The 22,938-nt window shown below is 64.9% G+C and carries 21 protein-coding genes; 11 read left to right on the top strand and 10 right to left on the bottom strand.

The window, feature by feature from the left end; translation table 11 throughout:
• The first annotated feature begins 56 nt into the window (after positions 1 to 56).
• From KF791_01460 to KF791_01445, 4 genes are all read left to right on the top strand, one after another.
• On the top strand, positions 57 to 587 hold the full coding sequence (locus KF791_01460; protein MBX3731241.1) for a UvrB/UvrC motif-containing protein: 531 nt from the start codon (positions 57 to 59) through the stop codon (positions 585 to 587).
• Positions 584 to 1,678, top strand: a complete 1,095-nt coding sequence (locus tag KF791_01455; protein ID MBX3731240.1) for a protein arginine kinase — start codon at positions 584 to 586, stop codon at positions 1,676 to 1,678. The genes KF791_01460 and KF791_01455 overlap by 4 nt, the downstream gene beginning before the upstream one ends.
• Before the next feature lie 128 nt (positions 1,679 to 1,806).
• Positions 1,807 to 4,335, top strand: coding sequence for an ATP-dependent Clp protease ATP-binding subunit (locus tag KF791_01450; protein ID MBX3731239.1), 2,529 nt, complete (start codon positions 1,807 to 1,809; stop codon positions 4,333 to 4,335).
• 210 nt (positions 4,336 to 4,545) lie between these two features.
• The gene (locus KF791_01445) at positions 4,546 to 5,241 is read left to right on the top strand and encodes a GNAT family N-acetyltransferase (GenBank protein MBX3731238.1); all 696 of its coding nucleotides are present in this window, start codon (positions 4,546 to 4,548) and stop codon (positions 5,239 to 5,241) included.
• Between the two features lie 41 nt (positions 5,242 to 5,282).
• On the opposite strand, the gene KF791_01440 is transcribed toward KF791_01445, so the two are convergent.
• The 6 genes from KF791_01440 to tig all read right to left on the bottom strand — a co-directional run bounded on the left by KF791_01440 (position 5,283) and on the right by tig (position 13,128).
• Positions 5,283 to 6,086, bottom strand: coding sequence for a PhzF family phenazine biosynthesis protein (locus tag KF791_01440; protein MBX3731237.1), 804 nt, complete (start codon positions 6,084 to 6,086; stop codon positions 5,283 to 5,285).
• A gap of 131 nt (positions 6,087 to 6,217) precedes the next feature.
• A complete protein-coding gene (gene yacG / locus KF791_01435; protein MBX3731236.1) occupies positions 6,218 to 6,442 on the bottom strand; it encodes a DNA gyrase inhibitor YacG in 225 nt (74 codons plus the stop codon).
• Positions 6,439 to 6,672 carry a DUF2905 domain-containing protein gene (locus KF791_01430; GenBank protein ID MBX3731235.1) on the bottom strand — a complete coding sequence of 78 codons (234 nt, stop codon included), beginning with the start codon at positions 6,670 to 6,672 and terminating at the stop codon, positions 6,439 to 6,441. The genes yacG and KF791_01430 overlap by 4 nt, the downstream gene beginning before the upstream one ends.
• Positions 6,673 to 6,679: 7 nt before the next feature.
• A complete protein-coding gene (locus KF791_01425) occupies positions 6,680 to 8,140 on the bottom strand; it encodes a DUF1501 domain-containing protein (GenBank protein MBX3731234.1) in 1,461 nt (486 codons plus the stop codon).
• A 26-nt stretch (positions 8,141 to 8,166) separates the two neighbouring features.
• Positions 8,167 to 11,631 carry a DUF1553 domain-containing protein gene (locus tag KF791_01420; protein MBX3731233.1) on the bottom strand — a complete coding sequence of 1,155 codons (3,465 nt, stop codon included), beginning with the start codon at positions 11,629 to 11,631 and terminating at the stop codon, positions 8,167 to 8,169.
• A 183-nt stretch (positions 11,632 to 11,814) separates the two neighbouring features.
• Entirely contained in the window at positions 11,815 to 13,128 is a 1,314-nt protein-coding gene (gene tig / locus KF791_01415; protein MBX3731232.1) for a trigger factor, read from the bottom strand.
• Between the two features lie 335 nt (positions 13,129 to 13,463).
• Here tig and KF791_01410 point away from each other — a divergent pair, with 335 nt between their 5' ends.
• Complete coding sequence (locus KF791_01410; protein MBX3731231.1) at positions 13,464 to 14,558, top strand: family 20 glycosylhydrolase; 1,095 nt, start codon at positions 13,464 to 13,466, stop codon at positions 14,556 to 14,558.
• 425 nt (positions 14,559 to 14,983) lie between these two features.
• Positions 14,984 to 15,784 (top strand): prepilin-type N-terminal cleavage/methylation domain-containing protein, encoded by an 801-nt coding sequence (locus tag KF791_01405; protein ID MBX3731230.1) that lies wholly within the window; start codon positions 14,984 to 14,986, stop codon positions 15,782 to 15,784.
• 1,023 nt (positions 15,785 to 16,807) lie between these two features.
• Here the strand turns inward: KF791_01405 and KF791_01400 are convergent.
• Positions 16,808 to 17,458: a hypothetical protein gene (locus tag KF791_01400; protein ID MBX3731229.1), complete on the bottom strand. Its 651-nt coding sequence runs from the start codon at positions 17,456 to 17,458 to the stop codon at positions 16,808 to 16,810.
• A gap of 298 nt (positions 17,459 to 17,756) precedes the next feature.
• On the opposite strand from KF791_01400, the gene KF791_01395 reads away from it, so the two are divergent.
• Together KF791_01395 and KF791_01390 are read left to right on the top strand one after the other, a co-directional pair.
• Entirely contained in the window at positions 17,757 to 17,966 is a 210-nt protein-coding gene (locus KF791_01395; protein ID MBX3731228.1) for a type II toxin-antitoxin system HicB family antitoxin, read from the top strand.
• Between the two features lie 4 nt (positions 17,967 to 17,970).
• On the top strand, positions 17,971 to 18,168 hold the full coding sequence (locus tag KF791_01390; protein ID MBX3731227.1) for a type II toxin-antitoxin system HicA family toxin: 198 nt from the start codon (positions 17,971 to 17,973) through the stop codon (positions 18,166 to 18,168).
• 188 nt (positions 18,169 to 18,356) lie between these two features.
• Here KF791_01390 and KF791_01385 read toward each other — a convergent pair whose 3' ends face one another.
• Genes KF791_01385 through KF791_01375 form a run of 3 tightly spaced genes read right to left on the bottom strand, consistent with a single transcriptional unit; the run spans position 18,357 to position 20,094 of the window.
• Positions 18,357 to 19,493, bottom strand: coding sequence for an AIPR family protein (locus tag KF791_01385; protein ID MBX3731226.1), 1,137 nt, complete (start codon positions 19,491 to 19,493; stop codon positions 18,357 to 18,359).
• Positions 19,490 to 19,813, bottom strand: a complete 324-nt coding sequence (locus KF791_01380; GenBank protein MBX3731225.1) for a DUF87 domain-containing protein — start codon at positions 19,811 to 19,813, stop codon at positions 19,490 to 19,492. The genes KF791_01385 and KF791_01380 overlap by 4 nt, the downstream gene beginning before the upstream one ends.
• Entirely contained in the window at positions 19,783 to 20,094 is a 312-nt protein-coding gene (locus tag KF791_01375) for a hypothetical protein (protein MBX3731224.1), read from the bottom strand. The genes KF791_01380 and KF791_01375 overlap by 31 nt, the downstream gene beginning before the upstream one ends.
• A gap of 291 nt (positions 20,095 to 20,385) precedes the next feature.
• On the opposite strand from KF791_01375, the gene KF791_01370 reads away from it, so the two are divergent.
• The 3 genes from KF791_01370 to KF791_01360 form a co-directional block, all read left to right on the top strand.
• Positions 20,386 to 20,619: a helix-turn-helix transcriptional regulator gene (locus KF791_01370; GenBank protein ID MBX3731223.1), complete on the top strand. Its 234-nt coding sequence runs from the start codon at positions 20,386 to 20,388 to the stop codon at positions 20,617 to 20,619.
• A gap of 3 nt (positions 20,620 to 20,622) precedes the next feature.
• Complete coding sequence (locus KF791_01365) at positions 20,623 to 22,626, top strand: DUF2075 domain-containing protein (GenBank protein MBX3731222.1); 2,004 nt, start codon at positions 20,623 to 20,625, stop codon at positions 22,624 to 22,626.
• A gap of 16 nt (positions 22,627 to 22,642) precedes the next feature.
• Positions 22,643 to 22,938 (top strand): hypothetical protein (locus KF791_01360; protein ID MBX3731221.1); only part of this gene is annotated, 296 nt, incomplete at its 3' end.

Here is a 22,938-nt window from a genome sequence, read left to right as displayed (position 1 = left end):
CCGGGCGGTCACCTTGACTTCACCGGCCTTCGCCCGGAGTGTTCGTGCACAACGGTATGCAATGCCAGTTCTGCAAGAAAAATCCGGCCTCCGTCCATCTCACCCAGATCGTCGAGAACGAGGTGAAGAAGGTGGATCTCTGTGAGCCGTGCGCAAAGGAGCGGGGGGTCAACGACCCCACGACGTTTTCGATTGCCGACCTTTTGCTGGGCTTGGGAGCCACCCAAAAGATGGAGGAAGCCTCTGCCGCGGCCGGCGCGGAGGTGGTCTGCAGCGCCTGCGGGTTCGCACAAGCTGATTTCAAAAAGACCGGGCGGCTGGGTTGTGCGCACTGTTATGAGGTGTTCGCCGAGGGGCTTGGGGCGCTGCTCAAGGGCATGCACAAGGGCACCGAACACCGGGGCAAGGTGCCTCCCTCGCTGAAGCGCGCGGCGGTCCGACAGGCCGAACTCACCCACCTCGAAACCAACCTCCAGGCGGCGATCCGCCGCGAGGACTTCGAGTCGGCGGCGACGCTTCGCGACCAGATCAAGCAGTACCGGGAGGCGCAGGAGGCGCGCTCCAGCGAATCCGCCGGCCAGCCATGAAAATTCAGGACTTCCTCACCCCCGCAGCCGACGCCTGCCGGCGTAGGGGTCCGCACGACAAAATCGTGCTGTCGTCCCGGGTCCGGCTCGCCCGCAATCTCACCCAGGTCCCATTCCCGGGCCACGCCCGGAAGGCCGAGCGGATGAAGGCCCTCGAACTGCTGATGCCCGTGGTGGCCGCGCTTCCCCAGATGGACCCGGCGCCCTTTGCCGAGGGCATGGACAAGCTGACCGCTTCTGACAAGCAACTCCTGGTGGAACGACACATCATCAGCCGCGAACACGCGCTCAAGAGCGGGGGCAGCGGCCTGGTGCTCAACCGCGAGGAGAGCCTCTCGGTGATGGTCAATGAAGAGGATCACATGCGCATGCAGGCGCTGCGTCCCGGGTTGCAGCTTCGGCAGGCCTGGGTGGCGCTCGACGCCGTGGATGACGCCCTTCAGGAACAGCTCGAATTCGCGTTCTCACCCACCTACGGCTACCTGACCGCCTGCCCCACCAACCTCGGCACAGGCATCCGGGTGAGCGCGATGCTCCATCTGCCCGGCCTGGTGCTTGCGGAGCAGATCAATCAGATCATCCAGGCGGTCAACAAGCTGGGCCTTGCGGTCCGCGGGCTCTACGGCGAGGGCACCGAAGCCCTGGGCAACATCTTCCAGGTCTCCAACCAGCAGACGCTGGGTGAATCGGAGGCCGAAATCGTCGAACGCCTCAACAAGGTGGTGCTCCAGATCATCGAACACGAGGGCAATGCGCGCCTGGCGCAGCTCGAGAAGAAGCCCACCGTGCTGTTGAACCACATCGGCCGCGCGTACGGCAATCTGCGGCATGCCCACAGCATTTCCTCCAAGGAGACCATGAATCTGCTCAGCCTGCTCCGCCTGGGCGCCGACCTCGGCATGTTCGGCGCGGTCGAGCGGGCGTTTGTGGACGAGCTCTTCCTGATGAGCCAGCCGGCCCATCTCCAGACCGCTCATCCGTCCAAGCTCGACGCCGAACAGCGCGACACCGTCCGCGCCACGATGCTCCGGGAGCGGATGGAGTCCGTGCCGCTCCCCGGGCCGCCCGTGATCGGGGCCAAACCCGAGTGACCAGGTGAAGCCGGACCCCTGGCATCTGCCGATGGATTCCGAAGAACTTTTGACCTTCCGCCCGCAAATCCCCAACTTGCCCCCCACAATGGACGCCGGCCCATCCGGCGGCCGGTCCCCTCGATGCCATGAGTGATGAGAACTTGAATAATTTCACGCCCCGCGCCCAGCAGGTGCTCGCACTGGCCCGCAAGGAGGCCGACAGGTTCAGCCACAATTTCGTGGGCACGGAACACCTGCTGCTCGGGCTGATCAAGCTGGGCCAGGGTGTGGCGGTCAACGTGCTGCAGCGCATGGGGCTCGACCTCGAAAACGTGCGCCAGGAGGTGGAGAAGGAGGTCCGCACCAGCGGCGAACAGACGAAGTCCTCGGGCAACATCCCCTACACGCCCCGGGTCAAAAAGGTGCTCGCCCTCGCCGCCAAGGAAGCCAAGGCGCTCAACCACACGTACGTCGGCACCGAACACATTTTGCTGGGCCTCCTGAGGGAAGGGGATGGCGTCGCCGCGCGCGTGCTGAAGAACCTCGACGTGGACATCGAGGCATGCCGGCAGGAAATCCTGAAGGAGCTCGACCCCGGCTTCCAGCCCGGCGAGGGCGACGAGGGCGGCGAGGCGCCGTCGGAACCGGTCAAGGCGGGGAAGTCGGAGGAGGGCCGCAAGGCGGTGAAAACGCCGGCCTTGAAGGCTTTTGGACGCGACCTCACCGAACTGGCGCGCAAAGGTGAGATGGATCCGGTGATCGGTCGGCAGCCCGAGATCGAGCGGGTGATCCAGATCCTTTGCCGCCGGACCAAGAATAATCCGGTCCTCCTTGGCGAGGCCGGGGTGGGCAAGACGGCGATCGTCGAAGGGCTCGCCCAGGAGATCGCCCGCGGCAACGTGCCGGAGTTGCTGGCCGACCGCCGGGTCATCACGCTGGACCTCGCCCTCATGGTCGCCGGCACCAAATACCGGGGCCAGTTCGAGGAACGCATCAAGGCGGTCATGGACGAGATCCGCAAGGCCCGGAACATCATCCTCTTCATTGACGAGCTCCACACCATCGTCGGCGCCGGTTCGGCGGAGGGCACGATGGATGCCTCCAACATCTTCAAGCCCGCGCTGAGCCGCGGTGAGCTCCAGATCGTCGGGGCCACGACGCTCAACGAGTACCGCAAGTACATTGAAAAGGACTCCGCCCTTGAGCGGCGCTTCCAGACCGTGAAGGTCGAGCCGCCCAGCGTGGACGACGCCATCACGATCCTCAACGGCCTCAAGACGAAGTATGAGGACCATCACAAGGCGGAGTTCTCTGTGGACGCCATCACCGCCTGCGTGCGGTTGTCCGACCGCTACATCACCGCGCGCTACCTGCCGGACAAGGCGATTGACGTGATGGATGAGGCCGGGGCTCGGGCCCGCATCGGCGCAATGCAACGGCCGCCCAACGTCAAGGACATCGAGGCGGAAATCGAGGCCCTGAAGCAGCAGAAGGAACAGGCCATCAAGGACCAGGATTTCGAGGGCGCCGCCCAGCTCCGCGACCGCGAAAAGGCCACCAAGGAACAGCTCGACCGGATCCTCGGCGACTGGAAGACCCAGAAGGAGGAGCGGCGGGTCAAGGTCAGCGAGGACGACATCCTCCAGGTCGTCGCCAAGTGGACGGGCATCCCGCTCCAGCGCATGGGCCAGTCGGAGACCCAGAAGCTGCTCACCGTGGAACTGGAGCTGGAAAAGGCGGTCATCGGCCAGAAGGACGCGGTCAACGCGCTGGCACGATCCCTCCGGCGCGCCCGGGCCGACCTCAAGGATCCCAAGCGCCCGATTGGCTGCTTCGCCCTGCTGGGGCCGACCGGTGTGGGCAAGACCCTGCTGGCCCGGACGCTGGCTGAACAGATGTTCGGATCGGCCCAGAGCTTCATCCAGCTCGACATGAGCGAGTACATGGAGAAGTACAGCGTCAGCCGCCTCATCGGCTCGCCGCCCGGATATGTCGGCTACGAGGAGGGCGGCCAGCTGACCGAGAAGGTGCGGCGGCAGCCGTACTCCGTGGTGCTCTTCGACGAAATTGAAAAGGCCCACCCCGACGTGATGAACATGCTCCTCCAGATCCTCGAGGAGGGCAAACTCACCGACTCCCTGGGCCGTCAGGTGGATTTCCGGAACACGATCATTCTGCTCACCTCGAACGTGGGATCCGACGTGCTCCGCAAAACGGCGACGATGGGCTTCGTGAAGCAAAGCGAGGGCCACGATTACGACGTCATGCGGGGACGGATCCTCGATGAGGCCAAGAAGTTCTTCCGTCCGGAGTTCCTCAACCGCCTCGACGACATCATCGTGTTCCGGACCCTCGGCAAGCCGGAACTGATCCAAATCCTCGAGCTCGAGGTGAAGAAGATCCTCGAGCGCATCGCCCGCCGGAACGTGCCGGTGCGACTCGACGACAAGGCCCGCGAATTCCTGATCGAGAAGGGCTTCGACCCGCAGTATGGCGCCCGGCCGATGCGACGCGCGGTGGAGAAGTATCTCGAGGACCCGCTCGCCGAGGAGATCCTCCGGGGCACCCTGACCGAGGGGGAGCCGGTGTATGTGTCGGCCGACAAGGAAAAGCTCCTGTTCACCCAGGAGAAACCGACCACCGAGGGGGCGGCGGAAGGCGCCCTGGCATCCTGACTCCGGAGATCCCCCCGGGGAGCCCGTGAGCCGGCCTTCCCGGGATCGTTTCCCAGATTTCACGTGCAGGCTTGCCAATCGGACCGGCAACCTGCATCCATGCGCAGGATGACGCCGTCTCCGGAGACTTCGCCGTTCCCCCCAGAGCGGGGTGAATTGGGCTCCCGGATGCTGGCGCGCTCGGCCGCCGAGACTCCGTACCGGATGCGCATGGCCGAGTCCGCCGAAGACATTCGCGCGGCCCAGACGCTCCGCTTCATCGTTTTCAACCTCGAGCTGAACGAAGGGCTCGAACACTCCTACACCACCCTCCGGGACGAGGATCCCTTCGACGCCGTCTGCGACCACCTGCTGGTGGAGAACAAGGCCACCGGCGAAGTCGTCGGCACCTACCGGCTCCAGAGCGGGGCGAGCGCGGCGCGCAACCTGGGATTCTACTCGGAGCAGGAATTTGATTTCACGCCGTTCCTGCCTCATCGGGACCGGATCGTCGAACTGGGGCGCGCCTGCGTGCACAGCGAGCATCGAAACCTGCCGGTCCTCGGACTGCTGTGGCAGGGGATTGCGCGGTACGGACGCCGGCACGGGACGCGCTACTTCGTGGGTTGCAGTTCGCTGACGTCTCTTGACCCGGCCGTCGGCGCGGCGGCCTACGAAAATCTGCGGCAAGAGCATCTGGTGGAACCCGGGTTCCGAACCCTCCCCACGGAGCGTTTCCGCTGCCCCCTCGACGTGGTCGCGCCCAGTCCGCCCAAGATTCCGAAGCTGCTCCGCGCCTATCTTTCCTTCGGATCCAAGATCTGCGGCCCACCCGCAATTGACCGGGAATTCGGAACGATTGACTTCCTGACCCTTGTGGACATGGACCGGTTCCCCCCGGCAGCCCGGCGCCTGCTTGCGGAATGACGGCGTGCGCCTCCGGTCCCGACGGAACCGTGGCGCTCCCTTCAGGCAGCCGAGCGACCGGGGTCCGGCACTTGAATCAGACCGTGGGCGTAGGTGACCGCGTGGCCGCCGATGCCGACCCGTTCTCCACGATCCTCGCAGAACAGTTCCCCGCCCCGGGAAGAGACCTGAAGCGCCCGGAGCTTGGGACGTCCCAACTGCCGGGACCAATACGGGATCAGCGTGCAGTGGGCCGAGCCGGTGACGGGATCCTCGGAAATCCCGGCGCCCGGGGCGAAGAATCTTGAGACGAAGTCGCAATCCTCCCCCGGTGCGGTCGCGATAATCCCCAGGCAGTCCAGATGCCCCAGTTTCGCCAGGTCCGGCCGGAGCGCGCGCACGGCCTGCTCCGACGTGAGCACGGCCAGATAGTCGCGCGCCCTGGCGGTGACCATTGGGCGCACTCCCAGTCCTGCGACCAGCATTTCCGGCGCCTCGCAGGGCGTCGCAGGCCGCGCGGGAAAATCGAGTGTGAGCCGGTCGTTCTCCCGCGAAACGCCCAGCACCCCCGACCGGGTCTGAAACCGGACCCACGGATCGCGCCAGCCGAGGTGCTCGAACAGCACATGCGCCGCCGCAAGGGTTGCGTGTCCGCAAAGATCCACCTCGACCGCCGGCGTGAACCAGCGCAGGTCAAACACCGGACCGCGGGGCACCATGAAGGCGGTCTCCGAAAGTGAATTCTCGGCGGCGATGGACTGCATCAATGCGTCCGGAAGCCATTCCGCAAGCCAGCACACTCCCGCCGCGTTACCGGAGAAGGCCCGACGAGCAAACGCATCCACATGAAAATACGGAATCGTCATCGAGGAATCTGTCCGACCCCGGGAGCCCCGGCACTCCCGACGATCGCGCCAGCCCATTCTGACGCCGCTTCCGGTTCGCGGTCCATTCCGGTGGTCGTTGCGGCGGGGGCGTCAGGAAACGGGCCGTCGGGCTACTCTTCCCTGCGGTCCAGATCCGGTCCGGGGGGCAGTTCGTCGAATCCCTCAAAATCTCCGGGCCTCAATTCACGCGAGATCCGTTGCTCCTCGTCGAACCAGCGGCCCAAATCCAGCAACCGGCACCGTTCACTGCAAAACGGGCCCCAGCGTCCCGCAAACCAGGTCCCCTGCCGGCGGCATTGGGGGCACCGAATCCGAAGTGCGGAATCGTCGCTCATCGCTGGAACAGGCGGAGCAACAGGGTGAGCACCACACTGAGGACAAGGCTGGTGACGATGGGGACGTGGATGGACACGTTGCCCCGTCGCCAGCTGAGATCTCCCGGGAGCCAGCCGATCGCATGGCCCAACCGAGGTCCCAGCCACCAGAAGAGGGCGCCGAGAACCACCAGCGACGCGCCGGAAAGCATCGGCCATTTTCCGAGGGGTTCCATGGAGAAATGGACCATCGGCACCTCAGGAGAGGATTCCCTGCACGACCTCTCCCTCGACGTCGGTGAGGCGGTAATCGCGTCCCTGGAACCGAAAGGTGAGCCGCTCGTGGTTGAAGCCGAGCAGGTGCAGCATGGTGGCCTGGAGATCATGCACACTGACCTTGTCACGCGCGACGCTGAACCCGAGCTCGTCGGATTCCCCGTACGTCATCCCCCCCCGCACGCCGCCACCCGCCAGCACCATGGTATAGCAGTCCGGGTAATGGTCGCGGCCAAGAATGCTGCCCTTGGCCGTGCGCCCCTCACGGAAGGGCGTGCGGCCAAACTCGCCGCCCAACACCACCAGCGTCTCGTCGAGCAGCCCGCGCTGGCGGAGGTCGGTCAACAGGGCGGCCACCGGGCGGTCCATCGTGGCACACTTGGCGGTAAGGCCATCCCGGATGTCCTCCCCCGGTCCTGTGCCGTGGAAGTCCCAGCCCCAGTCAAAAAGCTGGACGTAACGGACGCCCTGCTCGACGAGCCGTCGGGCGAGCAGACAGTTGTTCGCGAAGGTGGCCTCCCCGGGCCGGGCCCCGTAGGCCTCAAGCGTCGCCGGACTTTCACGGGCGATGTCCATCACCTCCGGCACCGACATCTGCATGCGAAACGCCAGTTCATACTGGGCGATCCGCGTGCGCGTTTCCGGATGCCCCAGCTCCCGTGACTGGATCTCGTTGAGATCGCGGAGGGTGTCGAGACTGTCCCGGCGCAGATCGCGGTCCATGCCTTCGGGATCGGAAGCAAACAGCACGGGCTCCCCCTTCGAACGGCACTGCACGCCCTGATACACCGAGGGCAGGAAGCCGCTGCCGAAGGAATTCCTGCCCCCGTTGGGCTGGACCCCGCTGGAGATCAGCACCACGAAGCCGGGAAGATTCTGGTTTTCGGTCCCGAGGCCGTAGGTCACCCACGCGCCAATGGACGGGCGGCCGGGCCGCGGAGACCCGGTGTACACGAGCAGTTCCGCCGGGGCGTGGTTGAACTGGTCGGTGTTCATGGAGTTGATGACGCACAGATCGTCCGCAACCCGGTGCAGATGCGGGATGGCGTCCGAAAGCCACACGCCCCCGTGACCGTGCCGTGTGAAGGTTCGCGGGGTTCCCAGCAATTTGGGTGTGCCCGAGGTGAAGGCGAACCGCCGGCCCTTGAGGAAGGCGTCCGGACAATCCTGTCCGTCGCGCTTCACCAGCTCCGGCTTGTAGTCAAACAGGTCCAGGTGCGGCGGGGAGCCGGTGAGGTGCAGGTAGATCACCCGGCGGGCACGGGCGGCATGCTGGGGTGCCCGCGAGGTCAGGAGGTCGGCGGGGATGGCACCGGCGGCTGGCGCTGCGGGGAGATGTTGACGGAGCAGCGACCCCAGGGCCAGGGCCCCGAGTCCGTGGGCTGAACGGCCGAGGAAGTGGCGCCGGGTGAGGGCTTGGAGTCGTTCGAGTTTCGGATTCATGATCGTTGGACCCCGCACGGCCGAAGTCAGCGGGGCATCAGCGTTTCGTCGAGGTTCAACAGCACATTGCCCACGACGGTCCACGCCGCGAGGTCGGCAAGGTCCGCGCCCTCCGGGGCGTCACCGAGCGGGCGGGTGGCCAGAGTCTTCGCCTGGTCCGGAGCCGATTCGAACCGCTCCCGAGTGCGCTCATGAAGCGCGAGCAGGCCGGCAAGCTCCCCGTCGCCCGGTGGCCGGGCCAGACAAAGCTGGAACCCATGCCGGGCCTTGTCCGCTGCCGACCCGCCGGCCGAGGCCATCCGCCGGGCCAATGCCTGGGCCGCCTCCAGGTACACCGGGTCATTGAGCGTCACGAGGGCCTGCAGCGGGGTGTTCGACCGTTCGCGGCGCACGAGGCAGACCTCCCGGTTCGGGGCGTCAAAGGTGGCCATGGACGGGTACGGATTCGACCGCCGCCAGGTGGTGTAGAGTGCCCGACGATACCGGTCCTCGCCCATGCTGGGCTCCCAGTCGGTGCCGCTGCCAAACGCTGCGCTCAGCCCCAGCCGGGGTTGCGGCGGTTTGACGGGCGGCCCGTACATCCGGGGGCTGAGCAGACCACCCACCGCCAGGGCCTGGTCCCGGATCATTTCAGCGGAGAGCCGGTTCCGCGGCCCGCGGGCCAGCAGCCGGTTGTCGGGATCCCGCGCTTCGAGCTCCGGCGTCACCCGTGAAGACTGCCGGTAGGTCGCCGAGGTCACGAGCAATCGCAGCATCTGCTTGAGATCCCAGCCGGTCTCCATCAGTTCCACGGCCAGCCAGTCCAGCAGCTCCGGATGCGAGGGCGGTTCGCCCTGCGATCCAAACTCCTCGCTGGTCCGGACCAGCCCGAGCCCGAACACCGCCTCCCAGAGGCGGTTGGCGACGACACGGGCCGTCAGGGGATTGCCGGCGTCCACAAGCCAGCGGGCCAGCGTGAGACGGTCCACCGCGTTCGTGCCTGTTTCAGGGGCCCAAGCAGACGGCAACGCGGCAACGACCTCGGGACCAAGGTCGAGAAAGTTGCCGCGCCGCTGCAACCGGGTGCTTCGTCGCTGTTCACCCCGGAGCTCGCGAAAGATCGGGACGGTCGTATACGGCTTGAGTGCCGCCAACTGCCGCCGTCGTTCCGCCAATTGCAACCGCCGGTCCTCGAGTGCGGGGGCGATCGAGAGGAAATGGCGTCCGATGGCCTCGCGTTGTTCCGCGGTCCGGGATTCTGAAGGAACCTTCAAGGCCGCAAAGACCGCCGGCGGCGTCCGGGCAAATGCCAGGGACCGGTCGTCCGAGGTGCGCTCCAGCCGGATCCCGGCCAGCGTCGCGTGATCCACGCGGGACTGGTGCTCCAGCCGTAGCACCCATTTGGATCCGGGACCGACGATCACCGGTGCCGCCGGGACCAGGTGCAGCCAGTGAGGCTCCCCCAACCGCGGAGCCACGGCCCAGCCGCGCACCGCAGGATCCGGATTGTTGACCACCAACCCGGCATCAAACCCGTCTTCGGAGTAGTCGGCCGCCGCCGCCTGAAACAGGATCTGACGCACGGTCTCGTTGGGATGCAGCACCACCTGCGGTTCCGGCGCAGCCGTTTCGGTGGACTCCCAGACCGTCTGCCGGTGTTCATCAAGCAGCAGCACCCGAAACCCCGCCAGCCGGTCGGAAAACCCGTCGGACCGGTTCCAGACCACCACACGGTCCACCATGCGCCCGGTGGTCAGGTCCACCTCCCACCAGGGATCCGCGCTCGTCTCGGTATGCGTCGTGGATCGCGCGCCGCCGAAATTGCCGTCGGTGTTGCCGTCAATGGCCAGGCGGGCCGGGCCATCGAAGGCGGTGCTGCTCTGCCGGGCCTGGCCGCCGGGCGCCACGTTGTCGGTTCCGGAAAATACCTGCACCTCGGCAAGGGAAAGAATGCGGTCGCGGCCGGGCAGCTCAATGCGCAGGAAGCGGCCGCTGGCCGGGTTGGAGATCGCGGACGCCACCGCGGCCTGAACGCGGCTCAACACGAAGTTGCCGCCCGCATGGCCGACACCCTGGCCGGGAGGTCCGGGGTCAGGCAGGACATGCAGACGAATCCCGGTGATCGGCCCGCCCTCGGATGACGGGAACTCCAGGGTGTACGTGTCCTTCGTTCCCCCGCGGGCGAACCTGGCTGTGCCCTCCTCCTCCAGCGTGACGAGGGCTCCGGCCTCGCTCACGACGCGCTCCGGCCGCAACGGCTCCCAGGAAATCGGAGACTCGAACTGCCCCTCCCAGGCAGCCTGGTCGCGGTCCAGTTCAGGGGTCCGGGTGGTCAACTCGCGCTCGATGGACGCGATCTCCGCCTCCCAGGCCTGGCGCTGCTGTTGCTGCTCCGGCGTGAACAGGGGGTGCACCGGGCTCTCGTCGCCGCGGTCGGCATCCTCGGTGTTGTTCAGAATGGCGAACAGCCGGAAGTACTCCTCCTGAGTCACGGGATCGTACTTGTGGTTGTGGCATTGGGCGCAGGCCATGGTGGTGCCCATCCACACGGCCATGGTGGTGTTGACCCGGTCCACAACGGCGACGTTGCGATACTCCTCGTCGTTGGTGCCGCCTTCGTTGTTGGTCAGCGTGTTGCGGTGGAAGGCGGTCGCGATGAACTCCTCGTCTCCGGCATCCGGCAACAGATCGCCGGCGAGTTGCTCCAGGGTGAACTGGTCGAAGGGCTTGTTGGCGTTGAACGAGCGGATCACGTAGTCCCGGAACGCCCAGATGGTCCTCGGGGGATCATCGGCATACCCGCTGGAATCCGCGTACCGCGCCAGGTCCAGCCAGAGGCGCGCCCAGTGCTCCCCATAGGCCTCCTTCTTCAACAACCGGTCCACCCAGCGTTCGTAGGCCTCCGGTTCGTGGTCCGCGACCACCAGGTCCACCTCATCCAGCGTCGGCGGCAGCCCGGTCAGATCGAGCGCGGCGCGACGCACCAACGTGAGGGCATCCGCCTCGGGCGCAGGGGCAAACCCTTCCCGCTCCATTCTGGCAAGAATGAAGCGGTCCACGGGATTTCGCACCCATCCGGCCGCCCCGACCGGCGGGGGAACCGGGCGCCTTGGGGGAACGTACGACCAGTGGGCGGAATAGACCGCGCCCTCCCGGATCCACTGTTCGATCAGGGCCACCTCGGCAGGCTCCAGAATTTTTCCGGACTCGGGCGGCGGCATCCGGTCGTCCGGATCTGCGGACCGGATCCGGCGGAGCATTTCGCTGGCTCCAGGATTGCCCGGGACAATGGCAGCCCGATCCCCCTTGCGGGCCAGGGCGGCTTCCGGCAGGTCCAGGCGTAGCGCCCGGCGTCCGCCCGTCTGCGCGGCGTCGGGTCCGTGACACTGGAAACAATTTTCGGAGAGGATTCGCCGGATGTCCCGGTTGAACTCCACGGGGTCAGACCCGCCGGCCGCATTCGCGGGGACTCCGAAGAGCCCGGCCGTTCCAATCGCGGCGACGAAGGCCATCCGGAGGGGGAGTGAGCGGATCATGACGACGTGATGGCGGAGCGTGCCTGCCCGGGAAGAATACCCCGGTCACAGCCAACTCTCAAACACCGGTTGCCACGTCAACTGGATGACCGCGGCCCCGGCGCGGATGGGACGTCTCAACGGCGCCGGGTCTTCGAACCCGTGGAGCGATGGTCCCGGTCAGGAGGCCGGCGGGGCCGGTTCAACCGCCCGGGCGTTCAACTCCAGGAAGTCGAGCACCTTGCCGGTGAGGATCTCCTGATGAAGATCCGGCAGCCCGTTACGTTCCTCGAGGATCTTCACCATCTTCTCCGGGGTCGTCTCATTCTGCTCCGCCAGCCGGGCAATCCGCTGCCCGAGTTCCTCACGGGAAACCTTGATCTTTTCAAGTTCGGCGATGCGGCCCAGCACGAATGCCGCCTTGACCCTGCCCTGGGCGGAGATCTGCGCGTTCCGGAAGATCTCGTTCTTCTTCTCCTCGATGGCCTCCTTCGGTACGCCCCGCCGCTGGTTCTCGTTGACGATGTTGTAGACCAGCTGACGCGTTTGTGTGGACACGAGGCTCTCGGGCAGTTCAAAGGTCAGCGGTTCCACCAACTGCGTGAGAACTTCGTCACGGACCGCCTGCTTCGCCCGGAACCGCGCCTCGTTCTCAAGGTCCCGCTGCACGCCGTGCCGCAATTGCGCGAAGTCCGGAGCCCCGAGGGCCCTGGCAAACTCGTCGTCCAGCGCCGGCAGTTCCTTTTCCCGGACGCTGTTGACCGTGACGTCGTAAACGCCCTCCCGGCCCACCAGCTCGGCGATGACGAAATCCGGCGGAAAGGTCACCCGGACCTCGCGCCGGTCACCGGCAACGGTGCCGATCAGCTGGACCGTAAACCCGGGAATGAAGAACGAGTCTGAAATCAGCATCCAGGTGTCCTTCTTCTCGGTGAGACCCCTGGCCGTCGAATTGAACTCGGTGAGCGGCTTGCCATCGCAGGTGCCGGCGTAATTCACCACGACGACATCCCCCGACTGTGCGGGGCGGGCCACCTCATTGTACCGCACCTGCTGCTCGCGCAACGTCTCCAGGGCGCGTTCCACGTCGGCGTCGGTGACGGCGGCCACCTCGCGGCGGACGGACAGGCCCTTGTACTCCGGCAGTTCAAACTCCGGCGCGTGCTCCAGCGTGACCGTGTAGCCGAAGGGTTGCCCGCGTCCGAACGACTGTTCCTCGACGTTGAGGGTGGTGACCACGCGCAGGTTCTGCTCCTTGGTCGCTTCCTTGAAGCTCTCGTCGAAGAGCCGGCGGCGGGTGTCCTCGCGAATCCGCGACTCAAAATTCCTGGCCACCAGGTGGGCCGGCGCCTTGCCCGGGCGAAATCCCGGCAGCTGGGCCATGCGGGAGACCTGCCGGGTGATGTCCTCGAACACCTGCATGACCTTCTCGACGGGCACCTCGACACGGAGCAACTTTTTGCAGGAACCCAGATTCTCAACGGAAACGTTCACGGATTTGATTTTTTCGACAGACATGGACGACCGCGGGGATCCTTTGGACCGCCGACAGCAAAGAACTTGGACTCTAGGAACGCCCGGGAACCCCGGTCAAGAACGGGGTTGCCTCAAGTACAGTTCTCATTTTGAGGGAGTCGCTTCGGGCTGGAGTTGGGCGAGAGCGCACAGGCCCGCAACAATTCCCCGTCCCTCATCGCCATCATCCCATCCCATCCCATCCCAGGCCGGACGGGAAAGCAACGGGACCGTGGACGAACCGGGGACTCCTTGGCGAGGCTCTCCGCATGAAGAACACGTCATGGGCGATGAGGCCGGGCTGGGTGCTGTGGATGGCGGTGCTTTCCACGGTGTTTTCCGGAATGGCTGCGGAGGAATCGGCCCTGGATGCCAAACTGCCGGTCCGCGGCTTCTGCATCGCCGCGCCTTCGGGCACTCGCATCGGCGACTTCAACCGGTTCATCGAGGAGGAACTGGCACCGCGCTCGGTCAACACGCTGATCCTGCGGGTGGACTACGGATTCCAGTTCACCAGCCGCCCGGAGATGGCGGATCCCGACGGGCTTTCCAGGGAGCAGGCGCAACAGATCGCCGCCGCCTGCCGCACGCACGGGATCCGCATCATTCCCCTGGTCAACCTGCTGGGACACCAGTCCTGGCAGTCGCGCTGCGGAACGCTGCTGCGGGTGCATCCCGAGTTGGACGAGACGCCGCTGGTGAAGCTTCCCGAAACGTACGTGTGGCCCAATCCCGACCGGCTCTACTGCAAGAGCTACTGCCCGCGGCATCCGCAGGTGCACGAGGTGGTGTTTCCGCTGGTGGACGAGGTTTGCGATGCCTTCGGGAGCGACGCCTTCCACGCCGGGCTCGACGAGGTGTTCTACATCGGCGAGGACCAATGCCCGCGCTGCCGGGGACGCAACAAGGCGGAACTCTTTGCCGACGAAGTCCGGGCCATTCGCGACCACCTCCGGGGGTCTAGGCGGCAGCTCTGGCTGTGGGGCGACCGGTTGCTGGATGGCCAGCTCACCGGGCTGGGTGAATGGGAGGCGAGCCTCAACGACACCCATGCCGCGGTGGATCTGATTCCCAAGGACGTGGTCATCTGCGACTGGCATTACGAGCGCGCCGACCCGACGCCGGTGTATTTCGCCATGAAGGGGCTCGATGTGGTGAGCTGTTCCTGGAGGAATCCGGATGCCGCCGCCGCCCAGGTTCGGGACATGGTGCGGTTCCGGGAGGTGTCCACGCCGGAGATGCGGTCTCATCTCCGGGGAGTGGCGCAGACCATCTGGTCGGGATCCGGAGGATTCCTCAACCAGTTCAACAGCCGCACCCATGCGCCGGCCTCGCCCGGCTCTGGTGCCGGCAGGACGGAGTCCGCGTGCTTTGTGCGGATGTTCGAGGAAGTGGCCCAATTCCGATAACGCGACCCATGGAACGGCAGCATCCGCCTGTCACGGAATTGAAGGCGTGCCGCCGGGGAGGGTGACCGAGGGACCGGTCACGGGGGGCTCGGTTAACTCAAAGCCTGCGCCGCCTGCGTGAACACGTAACGCGGGAGGGGATGCGACCCCGCCGCGAACACAATGCCCCTCGGGGGCAAAGGCTCCGGACGGTCCCTCCAGACGCTGGAGGTCGCCGCACGTCCCACGACGCCAAAATCACCGCGAATGACCAGCAAGATCCCTGCCTGCACACCACAGGCAACAGCCAACGCTGAGGGAGCCGCCCCGCGCTGGCATGCGCGAGGCGTCGTGGAACAATTCAACAAGTCGCGACGAAATCCGGAATGCGCTTGACAGAGCCCAGGCGTCATTCGACTCCCAATGTGAACTCTTCCCTTCTCGTGATGCACTCACATTTTGTCCTGGACCGGAGGACTCCGAGCTTCCCGGCTATACGAGGTTCCCGGGTACACGCTTTCACGCTCGTCGAATTGCTCGTGGTCATCGCCATCATCGCCATCTTGGCAGCGATGCTACTGCCGGCCCTGCTTTGGGCCAAAGCCAGGGCACATTCGGCCCAATGCTGGAACAACCTCCGGCAGCAGGGGTTGGCCCTTCAGCTTTACGTGAACGACTTCGGCTATTTCCCGGCGATGGCAGTGAAACCGGCCGGCAATGCGAAGAACTGCCTCTATTGGTTCGATGCGTTGGCGCCAAATGCCGGAAACGCCGGATGGGGTGAAATGATCTTCCGGTGTCCAAGCTACAAGGGAGTTTACTTCGATGGCTCCCACCCCTTTCCAAGCGTCGGACCGAGCATCGTGGTCGCCGGTGGAAGTTACGCCTACACGCGTGCGAACCCGGGGAACCACGGGAGGGGAGGCCTTGGAGACGCCCATGTTCCCGAAAGTCCGAGCCGGTGGGTGAAGGACACCGATGTGGTCGCGCCAGCAGACATGTATGCCCTGGGCGATGCGGAGCTGCAAAGGTGGCAGGGAAGCGGGAGGACCGCCGGGGTGTTTGCATTCAGCGGTGGCAGCAGGACCATCGCTGCCATTTACGGCCCCCTCCTTCCACTTTCCCACCCTCGCGCCCGGTTCAACATGCTGTTCGTGGACCAGCACGTTGAGACGGTTCGAACCAACGAATTCTACGGCACGGCTCCGGATCACCGCCGACGCTGGCGCATCGACAACGGGTCCTGAAACCAAGCCAGCGAATTCCCCGCAGCTCCACGGGCTTCACCCGCTCCCGGCGAAGACCAGAATTCAGGGCCAAGGGACAGGGCAGTTGTTGGCGAGCCCCGGGGACGACTTGATGGGACCAGCACGTCGGATCTTCGGAGCCGCGGAGCACCGCCTTGCGGATGGTTTCCGTTCCGCGACCAATCGGGACGCCGCCACGCGAAACCGAACCCTTGTCGTGATCAGGGCCGAGGGCAGGGGGCGGTCCCACGGAATCTGGATGGCGCCCTTGGAGGTGGTGTCGGAGGAAGGTTCCCCGGGGACGGGCAAGGGACAGGCTGGAGTGCTTGAGGCATTTCCAGAGTCAGCTCACCTTGCGACTTGATGGGGCTTTTGAGTCCGCATCCGATCGCCCCTCAGCCAAAGACCTGCTTTCGCAGATCCCGCAGCACGCACAGGTCGCCGGCCAGGCCCTGCATCGGCCGGGCGCCGTTGCGGCGGTGAGTGCCCCAGCGCTACCGCAGGGCGTGGAACATCCCGTCCACATACTCCCGCGTTCCCAACACCGCCCCGTCGGCGAAGTACCGCACCCGCAGTTGCAGGTACTCCGGCAAAGAGACCTTCCCCCGCGCCGCCAACACCGCCAGCACCGCCTCCCGCGAGAATCCCTTCCCCGCCGATCCACCGTCCGGAGCTCTTCCTTGCTCCCCTCCCCCTGTCCGAAGAGCCACATCCGATACGTCGCCAACGCCTGCCCGGGTTCTTGAGCGACCTCCGGCCGTCGTTGGGCCATCGCCACCACCGCGGCCAGGGCCGCACGGGCCGTGGCATCCCCGGCGGCCGCCGCCCTGTACCCGCACCAGCGACAGTCCTTGGGATCCTCCACCAATCCGGCCCGCACCGGATTGAGGTCAATGTACGCCGCTTCACCACCCGCGACATGCAGTGACAATGGGCGACCGGAAATGAGGCGGGAGCCTTCAGACGACGCTGGCGCATGAAGACAGCATCCCCGGATCCATCAGCCACCCGCCATCGCCAGATCTACGGATAGCTGTCCTGTCCCTGCTGGTTTTCTGCAATCGCCCGCTGAATCCGCCGGATGACAGGCGAGGTTCCGCGTTCCGATTTCGTTCGAGGTTGAAGGTTGAGAGTTGAAGGTTGAAAGTTTCCCCGTCCGCGCATTCCCGCTTTCCGCCCGGTCCTCCGAAGCCTTGCGCGAAGGAGGATTTCGCTTTGCCTCAACTCGTGTTCCCAAATCCGCAGCACGCACCAGCCGGCGGCGCGGAGGACGCGGTTCACCCGGCGATCCCGCGCCCGGTTCGCCGCCAGCTTCCTCCGCCAGAACGCCGCGTTGCCCTTCGGCTGCGTCGCGTGCTTGGGACATCCGTGCCAGAAACAGCCGTCCACGAACACCGCCAGCCGCACCTGCCGAAAGACGAAATCCGGCCTCACTCGCAGCAGCCGACGTGAAGAGGCTCTGACTGATTTCCGGTTCGCAGTTTGGGCTTCATTGCCTCGGCTGCTACTCCGCGTTCCGCGTTCCACAATCCGCACTTGAAGCTGCCTCCTCCACCCGCTGATTCCATTCGCCAGCAGCAGCTTCGCCAGCGCCAGCTCCGTGTCCGCATTCCCGTGCGACCGGATGCGCGCCATGACCTCGGACCGCCTGGCTTGGGTGAAGACATCAGGCATGGGAGCAGCTTAACCACGAAACCCTAGCGAACCACACGAAAGCTGAAGTTCCCCTCCTGGGAGGGGCCGGGGGTGGGTTGGGGAAGGCTGCATTTCAACCACGCATGCACACCGATGAACACGGATTTGATGGCCGCAAGAGAACACAAAGAACGCAGAGGATCTGGACCGCTCATCTCCGCTCATCCGCGCTGATAAGCGTCCATCAGTCGTTGCCCGTTTGCCTGGATTGTTTCCACCCCGCGAACGCCACATCCACCCGGTTGCCACTCCACCTTGCCGCTGGTAGATTCGTCGCATGAAACAAATGGCCTATGTCGTTTACCGCGAGGACGAGTTCTTCGTCAGCCAGTGCCTCAATGTGGACGTTTCCAGCTTCGGGGCCACTCGTGAGGAGGCCGTGGCCAACCTCAAGGAAGCCGTCGAACTTTACTTCGAGGGCGAACCCGAATCCGCCTACACGCCCGTCACCGATCTCAACGTCGGCCAGGAGCCGGTGAATGCCTAGACGGCTGGGCTCAACGGACGTCATCCGCGTGCTGCAACAGCACGGCTTCGCCTTTGTCGCCCAGAAAGGCAGCCACGCCAAATACCGCAACGCCACCGGGCGCATCACCATCGTTCCCCACCCGAAGAAGGAACTGCCCATCGGCACCACCCGTTCCATCATCCGGCAATCCGGCCTCACGCCGAAGGACTTTGGTATCTGATCTCGCACCGCGGCCCCGTTCTGTGTTTGCCCGGCTTTGCTGAACAGGTCAGGCATGGGAACAATTTAACCACGAACCACACGAAAGCCGAAGTTCCCCTCCCGGGAGGGGTCAGGGGTGGGTTGACCGCGAACCAGACGAAATCCACTGGCCGCAAAAGAACGCACTGAACGCAGAGGCATTGGAACTCACCGCCGGGCGGCGGCGGCATAAATCTCCACCAGCCCGCGCAACTTCTTCAGCCCCATGCCGCGCGAGTTGCGCAACTGCTCCCACGGCTTCTCGGCGTAGAAATAGACCGGATCACCGCGGCGCGTGACCACCCACGCCTTCCCGGTGACGGCCTCCAACTCCCCCAAGGTCCGCGCGTCGTTGACGAAATCGTGGCGCACCCGCTCCCACTCGGCGGCCAGGGCTTCCTCCTCGGAATTCGCGGGCACAAACGCGGCCTCCGCCAGTTCCGCCTCCCATTCCGTCGGCAGCTCGATCTCCCGCGAACTGAGCTCCCGCCAGCAGGCTTCACGTTTGGACGCCTCCCCGGGGTTGCCTTCCTGACGCGTGATATGTTCATGGGTCGCCTTGGCCGCTTCCTTCAGCGTCTCGCACAAGGCGGTCGAGCACCGTTGTTCATTCCAGATTTGATCCAGATTGATGCGCCGCCCGGAACGTTCCGCCAGCAATGCCACCGCGTAGGCCACACTGTTGGCGCGGTAACCCTCGAGTTCCAGCGTGTCGAACAACTTCTCCGCCGCCCGCCAGAGGATGGCCTTGGCCACGGCATGTTTGAAATAGTTCTGGTCCACCACCGGCTCGCCATCCTCCTCCATCCGTTCGGCCATCCGGTTGAAATTCTTTTCCGCGCCCAGACACACCAAATGCGGCAGTCCCAGCCAAGAGTGTTCATATTTGGCGAGGTCCGTCTTGGTGAACTTCTGGTGGTTCGGGTTCTGCTTCTCCCAGTCCCGACGCCGCGCCGGGGTGCCCTGGCGCGCCTTGTCGTCCAGATACGAGCCGCGCGCCCGCTCGTAATGCCAGTGTGTTCCGCTGGCTAGGCCACCGATGGCCGGCGCCCAGACACTGCGGGACAGCTTCTCCAAGTTGTGGTGAAACGGCCCGTTGGCCGCCAAGTCTGCCGCGTTGACCTTGTTCTGGCGGTTGGCGTAGCGGGCGATCTGCGGGACCAGTTCGCCAATCCGCTGCGGCTCATTCAACACGGTCAGCTTCACCTGGACCACCACTTGCGCGATGTCCAACCGCTCCTTCTTCTTCGCATGATAGACGCTGGCCGTGGTTTGCCCGCCGTTGCCAATCTGGAAATTTCTCATCCAGGCCAAGGCGCTCTGGCCACCTCCGACAGCGACTCCCCCAGCACCTCCCGTTGCGGCTCCGTCAGTCCCTCCGTCATCTTGTTGATCAGAATCTCCACGATGTGCCGGTTCTGCTCCGTCATCGCGATATGCGGATAAAGCAGTCGTACCGTCGTGCCTTGGAAGACCTCACGCTTCTGCCAAAGCCCGAGATAGTCGCCGTGCGGGTCCAGGATCAGCAGCGGGTAACCCCGGTCAATCAACTCCCGCAGAATCCGCCGGGCTGCCACCGTCTTGCCGCCATCAGTCATGGCGAGGATGGCGAATTTTCGGGCCACGACGCGGTCGGCGGAAAAGGCGAGGCCACGTCCCGCCGCGCGATCAGCGTGCCGATATGCAGCGGCGTGTGGCCGGGAATCCCGCCCGCCAGCAACTCCTTGATCGCCGCCGCTGGCGGATGCAGCACCTCCGCCGTCGGCTGCACCGGATACGTCAGCGGGAAGAGGTTCTTGAACCCGCCGTCCGCCGGCGTGCTGCCGAGAATCAGCACCCCCGCCTCCAACTGGTCCCGGCTGTTGGAGAGGATCGTGTCCTGCAGGGAAAGACCTTCGTTCGACAACTCTTGCGCCGCTTCGTAGGGGAAAACGGGTTGTAGCGGCTGATGCTGACCACCCGGCCCCAGACATAAATCCCTTGCGTCCCCGTCCGTGCCTCATCCGGCACTTCCATCTGCACCGCCACCAAGTCGCCGACACGGGACTTGAATCCATCCGTGTTGAAGCCGAACCGGAAGTCTTGGCTCCAAAGAACGAAGCCAACGTTTTGCCATGTTTCCTGGGTCACAGGCGATGTTCCAATCTAGAACACTTTTCAGGGCGCAGTCACGCAAAGTGGCTGAAAGATGCCTCGAATGCAGCTAGTCAATTTAGTCGGTGAACGTGTTAAACTAGCACGTCGCCGCCGGAATCCACCGCTTACTCAAGACGAGCTTTCGGGCCAACTCGCCGCGTACGGAATCCAGCTTGACCGCGTCGCCATTTCAAAAATCGAAGGTGGCAGCCGCTACGTGTCCGACTTCGAGGTCCGTGCGTTCTCCAAGGTTCTCGGGGTTTCTCCGGCGTGGCTGCTGGGCATGGAGAAGTGAGGTATGCCGGCATTCTACCGCGCGACCTTTGCCGAATTTCTCGCGGATGAGCCTTCGCGAGTCTTGGGCGTGCTGGCGTCAAGAAGTGCCCAGCAGGGCTTCACCAATTTGAAGCAGCGGCAAACGCGTGCTTGGGAAAAGCAAATTGCGGCCCTCCGCGCGACAACGGCGGCACTCGCGGTCAGCGTCCCAACCAGCGCCCGGTGGGGCGTGCTCTTGGAGTATCCGATCCCAAGGCGGCAGAAGCGGATTGACGCGGTAATCCTCGCGGCTGACGTGATCTTTTGCCTGGAGTTCAAGACGGAGGAGCGGGAACACAAGGCCGACGCTCGCCAGCAGGCAGAAGACTACGCGCTGGACCTTCGGGACTTTCACGAGGAAAGCCGGAACCGGCGTATCATCCCCGTGGCCATCGCACTGCGCGCTGGCGCGGCGCCAGTAGGCAGGAGTGCGGCAAGCACGGAAGTCGTGCGGCCAGTCGTTTCTGCGAATGAGAGCCAACTGGCTCATGTGATCGAGGTGGGGCTCGCAGCGGAAACTTCCGGCGGGTCGCAGCTTGATGTTGCCCGCTGGGATAGCTCCGCTTACCGGCCAGTCCCGACGATCATCGAAGCCGCCGAGGCGCTCTTTGCCGGTCACGATGTTCGGGAGATAGCCCACTCGCACGCGGGAGCAACGAATCTCACCGCAACGTCGGCGCGGCTTCTCGAAATCATCCGGGACGCGCAAGCTCACCGGCAAAAGCTCGTTTGCTTTGTTACCGGCATCCCAGGGGCAGGCAAGACACTCGCTGGTCTCAATGTGGTTCACAACCCAGCCCTGCGGGCAGGTGGACGTACGCCGGGCGTGTTCCTCTCCGGCAACGGTCCTCTCGTCAAGATTGTGCGGGCGGCCATTGAGCGGGACTTCAAGCGCCGCTCAAAGCAAGGGGGAGAAGACAGAACAAGCGGCACCTTCATCCAAAACGTGCATGAGTTCGTGCGCGATGGCCTTGCCAAACCGGGAGAACCCCCGGCCGAGAACATGGTTGTGTTTGATGAGGCGCAGCGGGCGTGGAACGCGAAGCAGAACGAAAAGAATACCGGGAGGAGCGAGTCAGAGCCCGCGACGGTTTTGGGCATCATGGACCGCCACGAGGACTGGGCGGCGGTGGTTGCCCTCGTTGGCGGTGGACAGGAAATCAATGTTGGCGAGGCCGGCCTTTCCGAATGGGGGCGAACGATCCGGGACCATTTCCCACACTGGCAGGTGGCTGTCTCTCCCGGCGCGCTCGTTGGAGATGCCAGCGTGGCCGGCCACCAGTTGTTTGCAGACAACCAGCGCGGGAGCGTTGCGGTGCGCGAAGAACCGTCGCTGCATCTGGACGTGAACCTTCGCGCTTTTCGTGTCCAGAAACTGACGGAGTGGGTGAACGCTGTGCTGGCAGCAGACACCGGGCGAGCGAAGTCCTTGATGGGGCAACTGGAAGACTTCCCGTTAACAATGACCAGGGAACTGGCGGTCGCGCGCAATTGGCTTCGCGAGCGGACGCGAGGTTTACGGCGATGCGGCTTGGTTGCGAGTTCAGGTGCCATCCGACTTCGCGCTCACGGCTTGGAGCTTTCGTCGGGATTTCGCCAAGGGAACCGTGATCTGTATGTGCATTGGTTCCTGAACCATCCGCCGGATGTTCGTTCGTCGAACCAACTCGAAGTGGCGGCGTCCGAATTCGAGTGCCAGGGCCTCGAACTGGATTGGGTGGGAGTTTGTTGGGGCGGAGATCTGTCTCTCGATCCAGCCGTGTCCGGCTGGGAGTTCCGACATTTTGCAGGCTCAAAGTGGCAGGATGTGGTTTCGCCGGTTGACCGCGCGTATCTGCTCAACACCTACCGCGTCCTCCTCACGCGAGCACGTGAAGGGAGCATCGTTTGGATTCCCCACGGCGACGCCGACGACCGCACTCGCGACGCGCCACGGTTTGACAGAATTGCCGATCACCTCCGAACCTGCGGACTCTGCGAGGTTTGAACGAGCCGCTGCGAGTGTGGCGGCGGGACAGGAGTTCGGCGAAACCGGGCAGTCCCAGTTGCTCCGTGGGCACCTGCTCGATGCCGTGGCCGTGGTCGAGGGCGTTGTCAGGGTGCAGACCCGGAAAGAGGAACAGCAGGGCGTGCCACCCGGGGAGGAATTCCGCGTCTGGCAGGGCGCTGCGGTCCAGCCGGGCCAGACGCTTCAGCTCGCAGGCGGCGGCGAGGCGGGACTGCAGAGCGCACGCGTCCCGCCGGACGGAATCGTGCGTGTGGCTCTGTTCGCGGCGCAACGCCGCGAACGGCACGCCAG

This window comes from Verrucomicrobiia bacterium (assembly GCA_019634635.1).
In the GTDB taxonomy this organism is placed as follows: Bacteria; Verrucomicrobiota; Verrucomicrobiia; order Limisphaerales; family UBA9464; genus UBA9464.
This window is presented reverse-complemented; position numbering and strand designations above follow the sequence as displayed.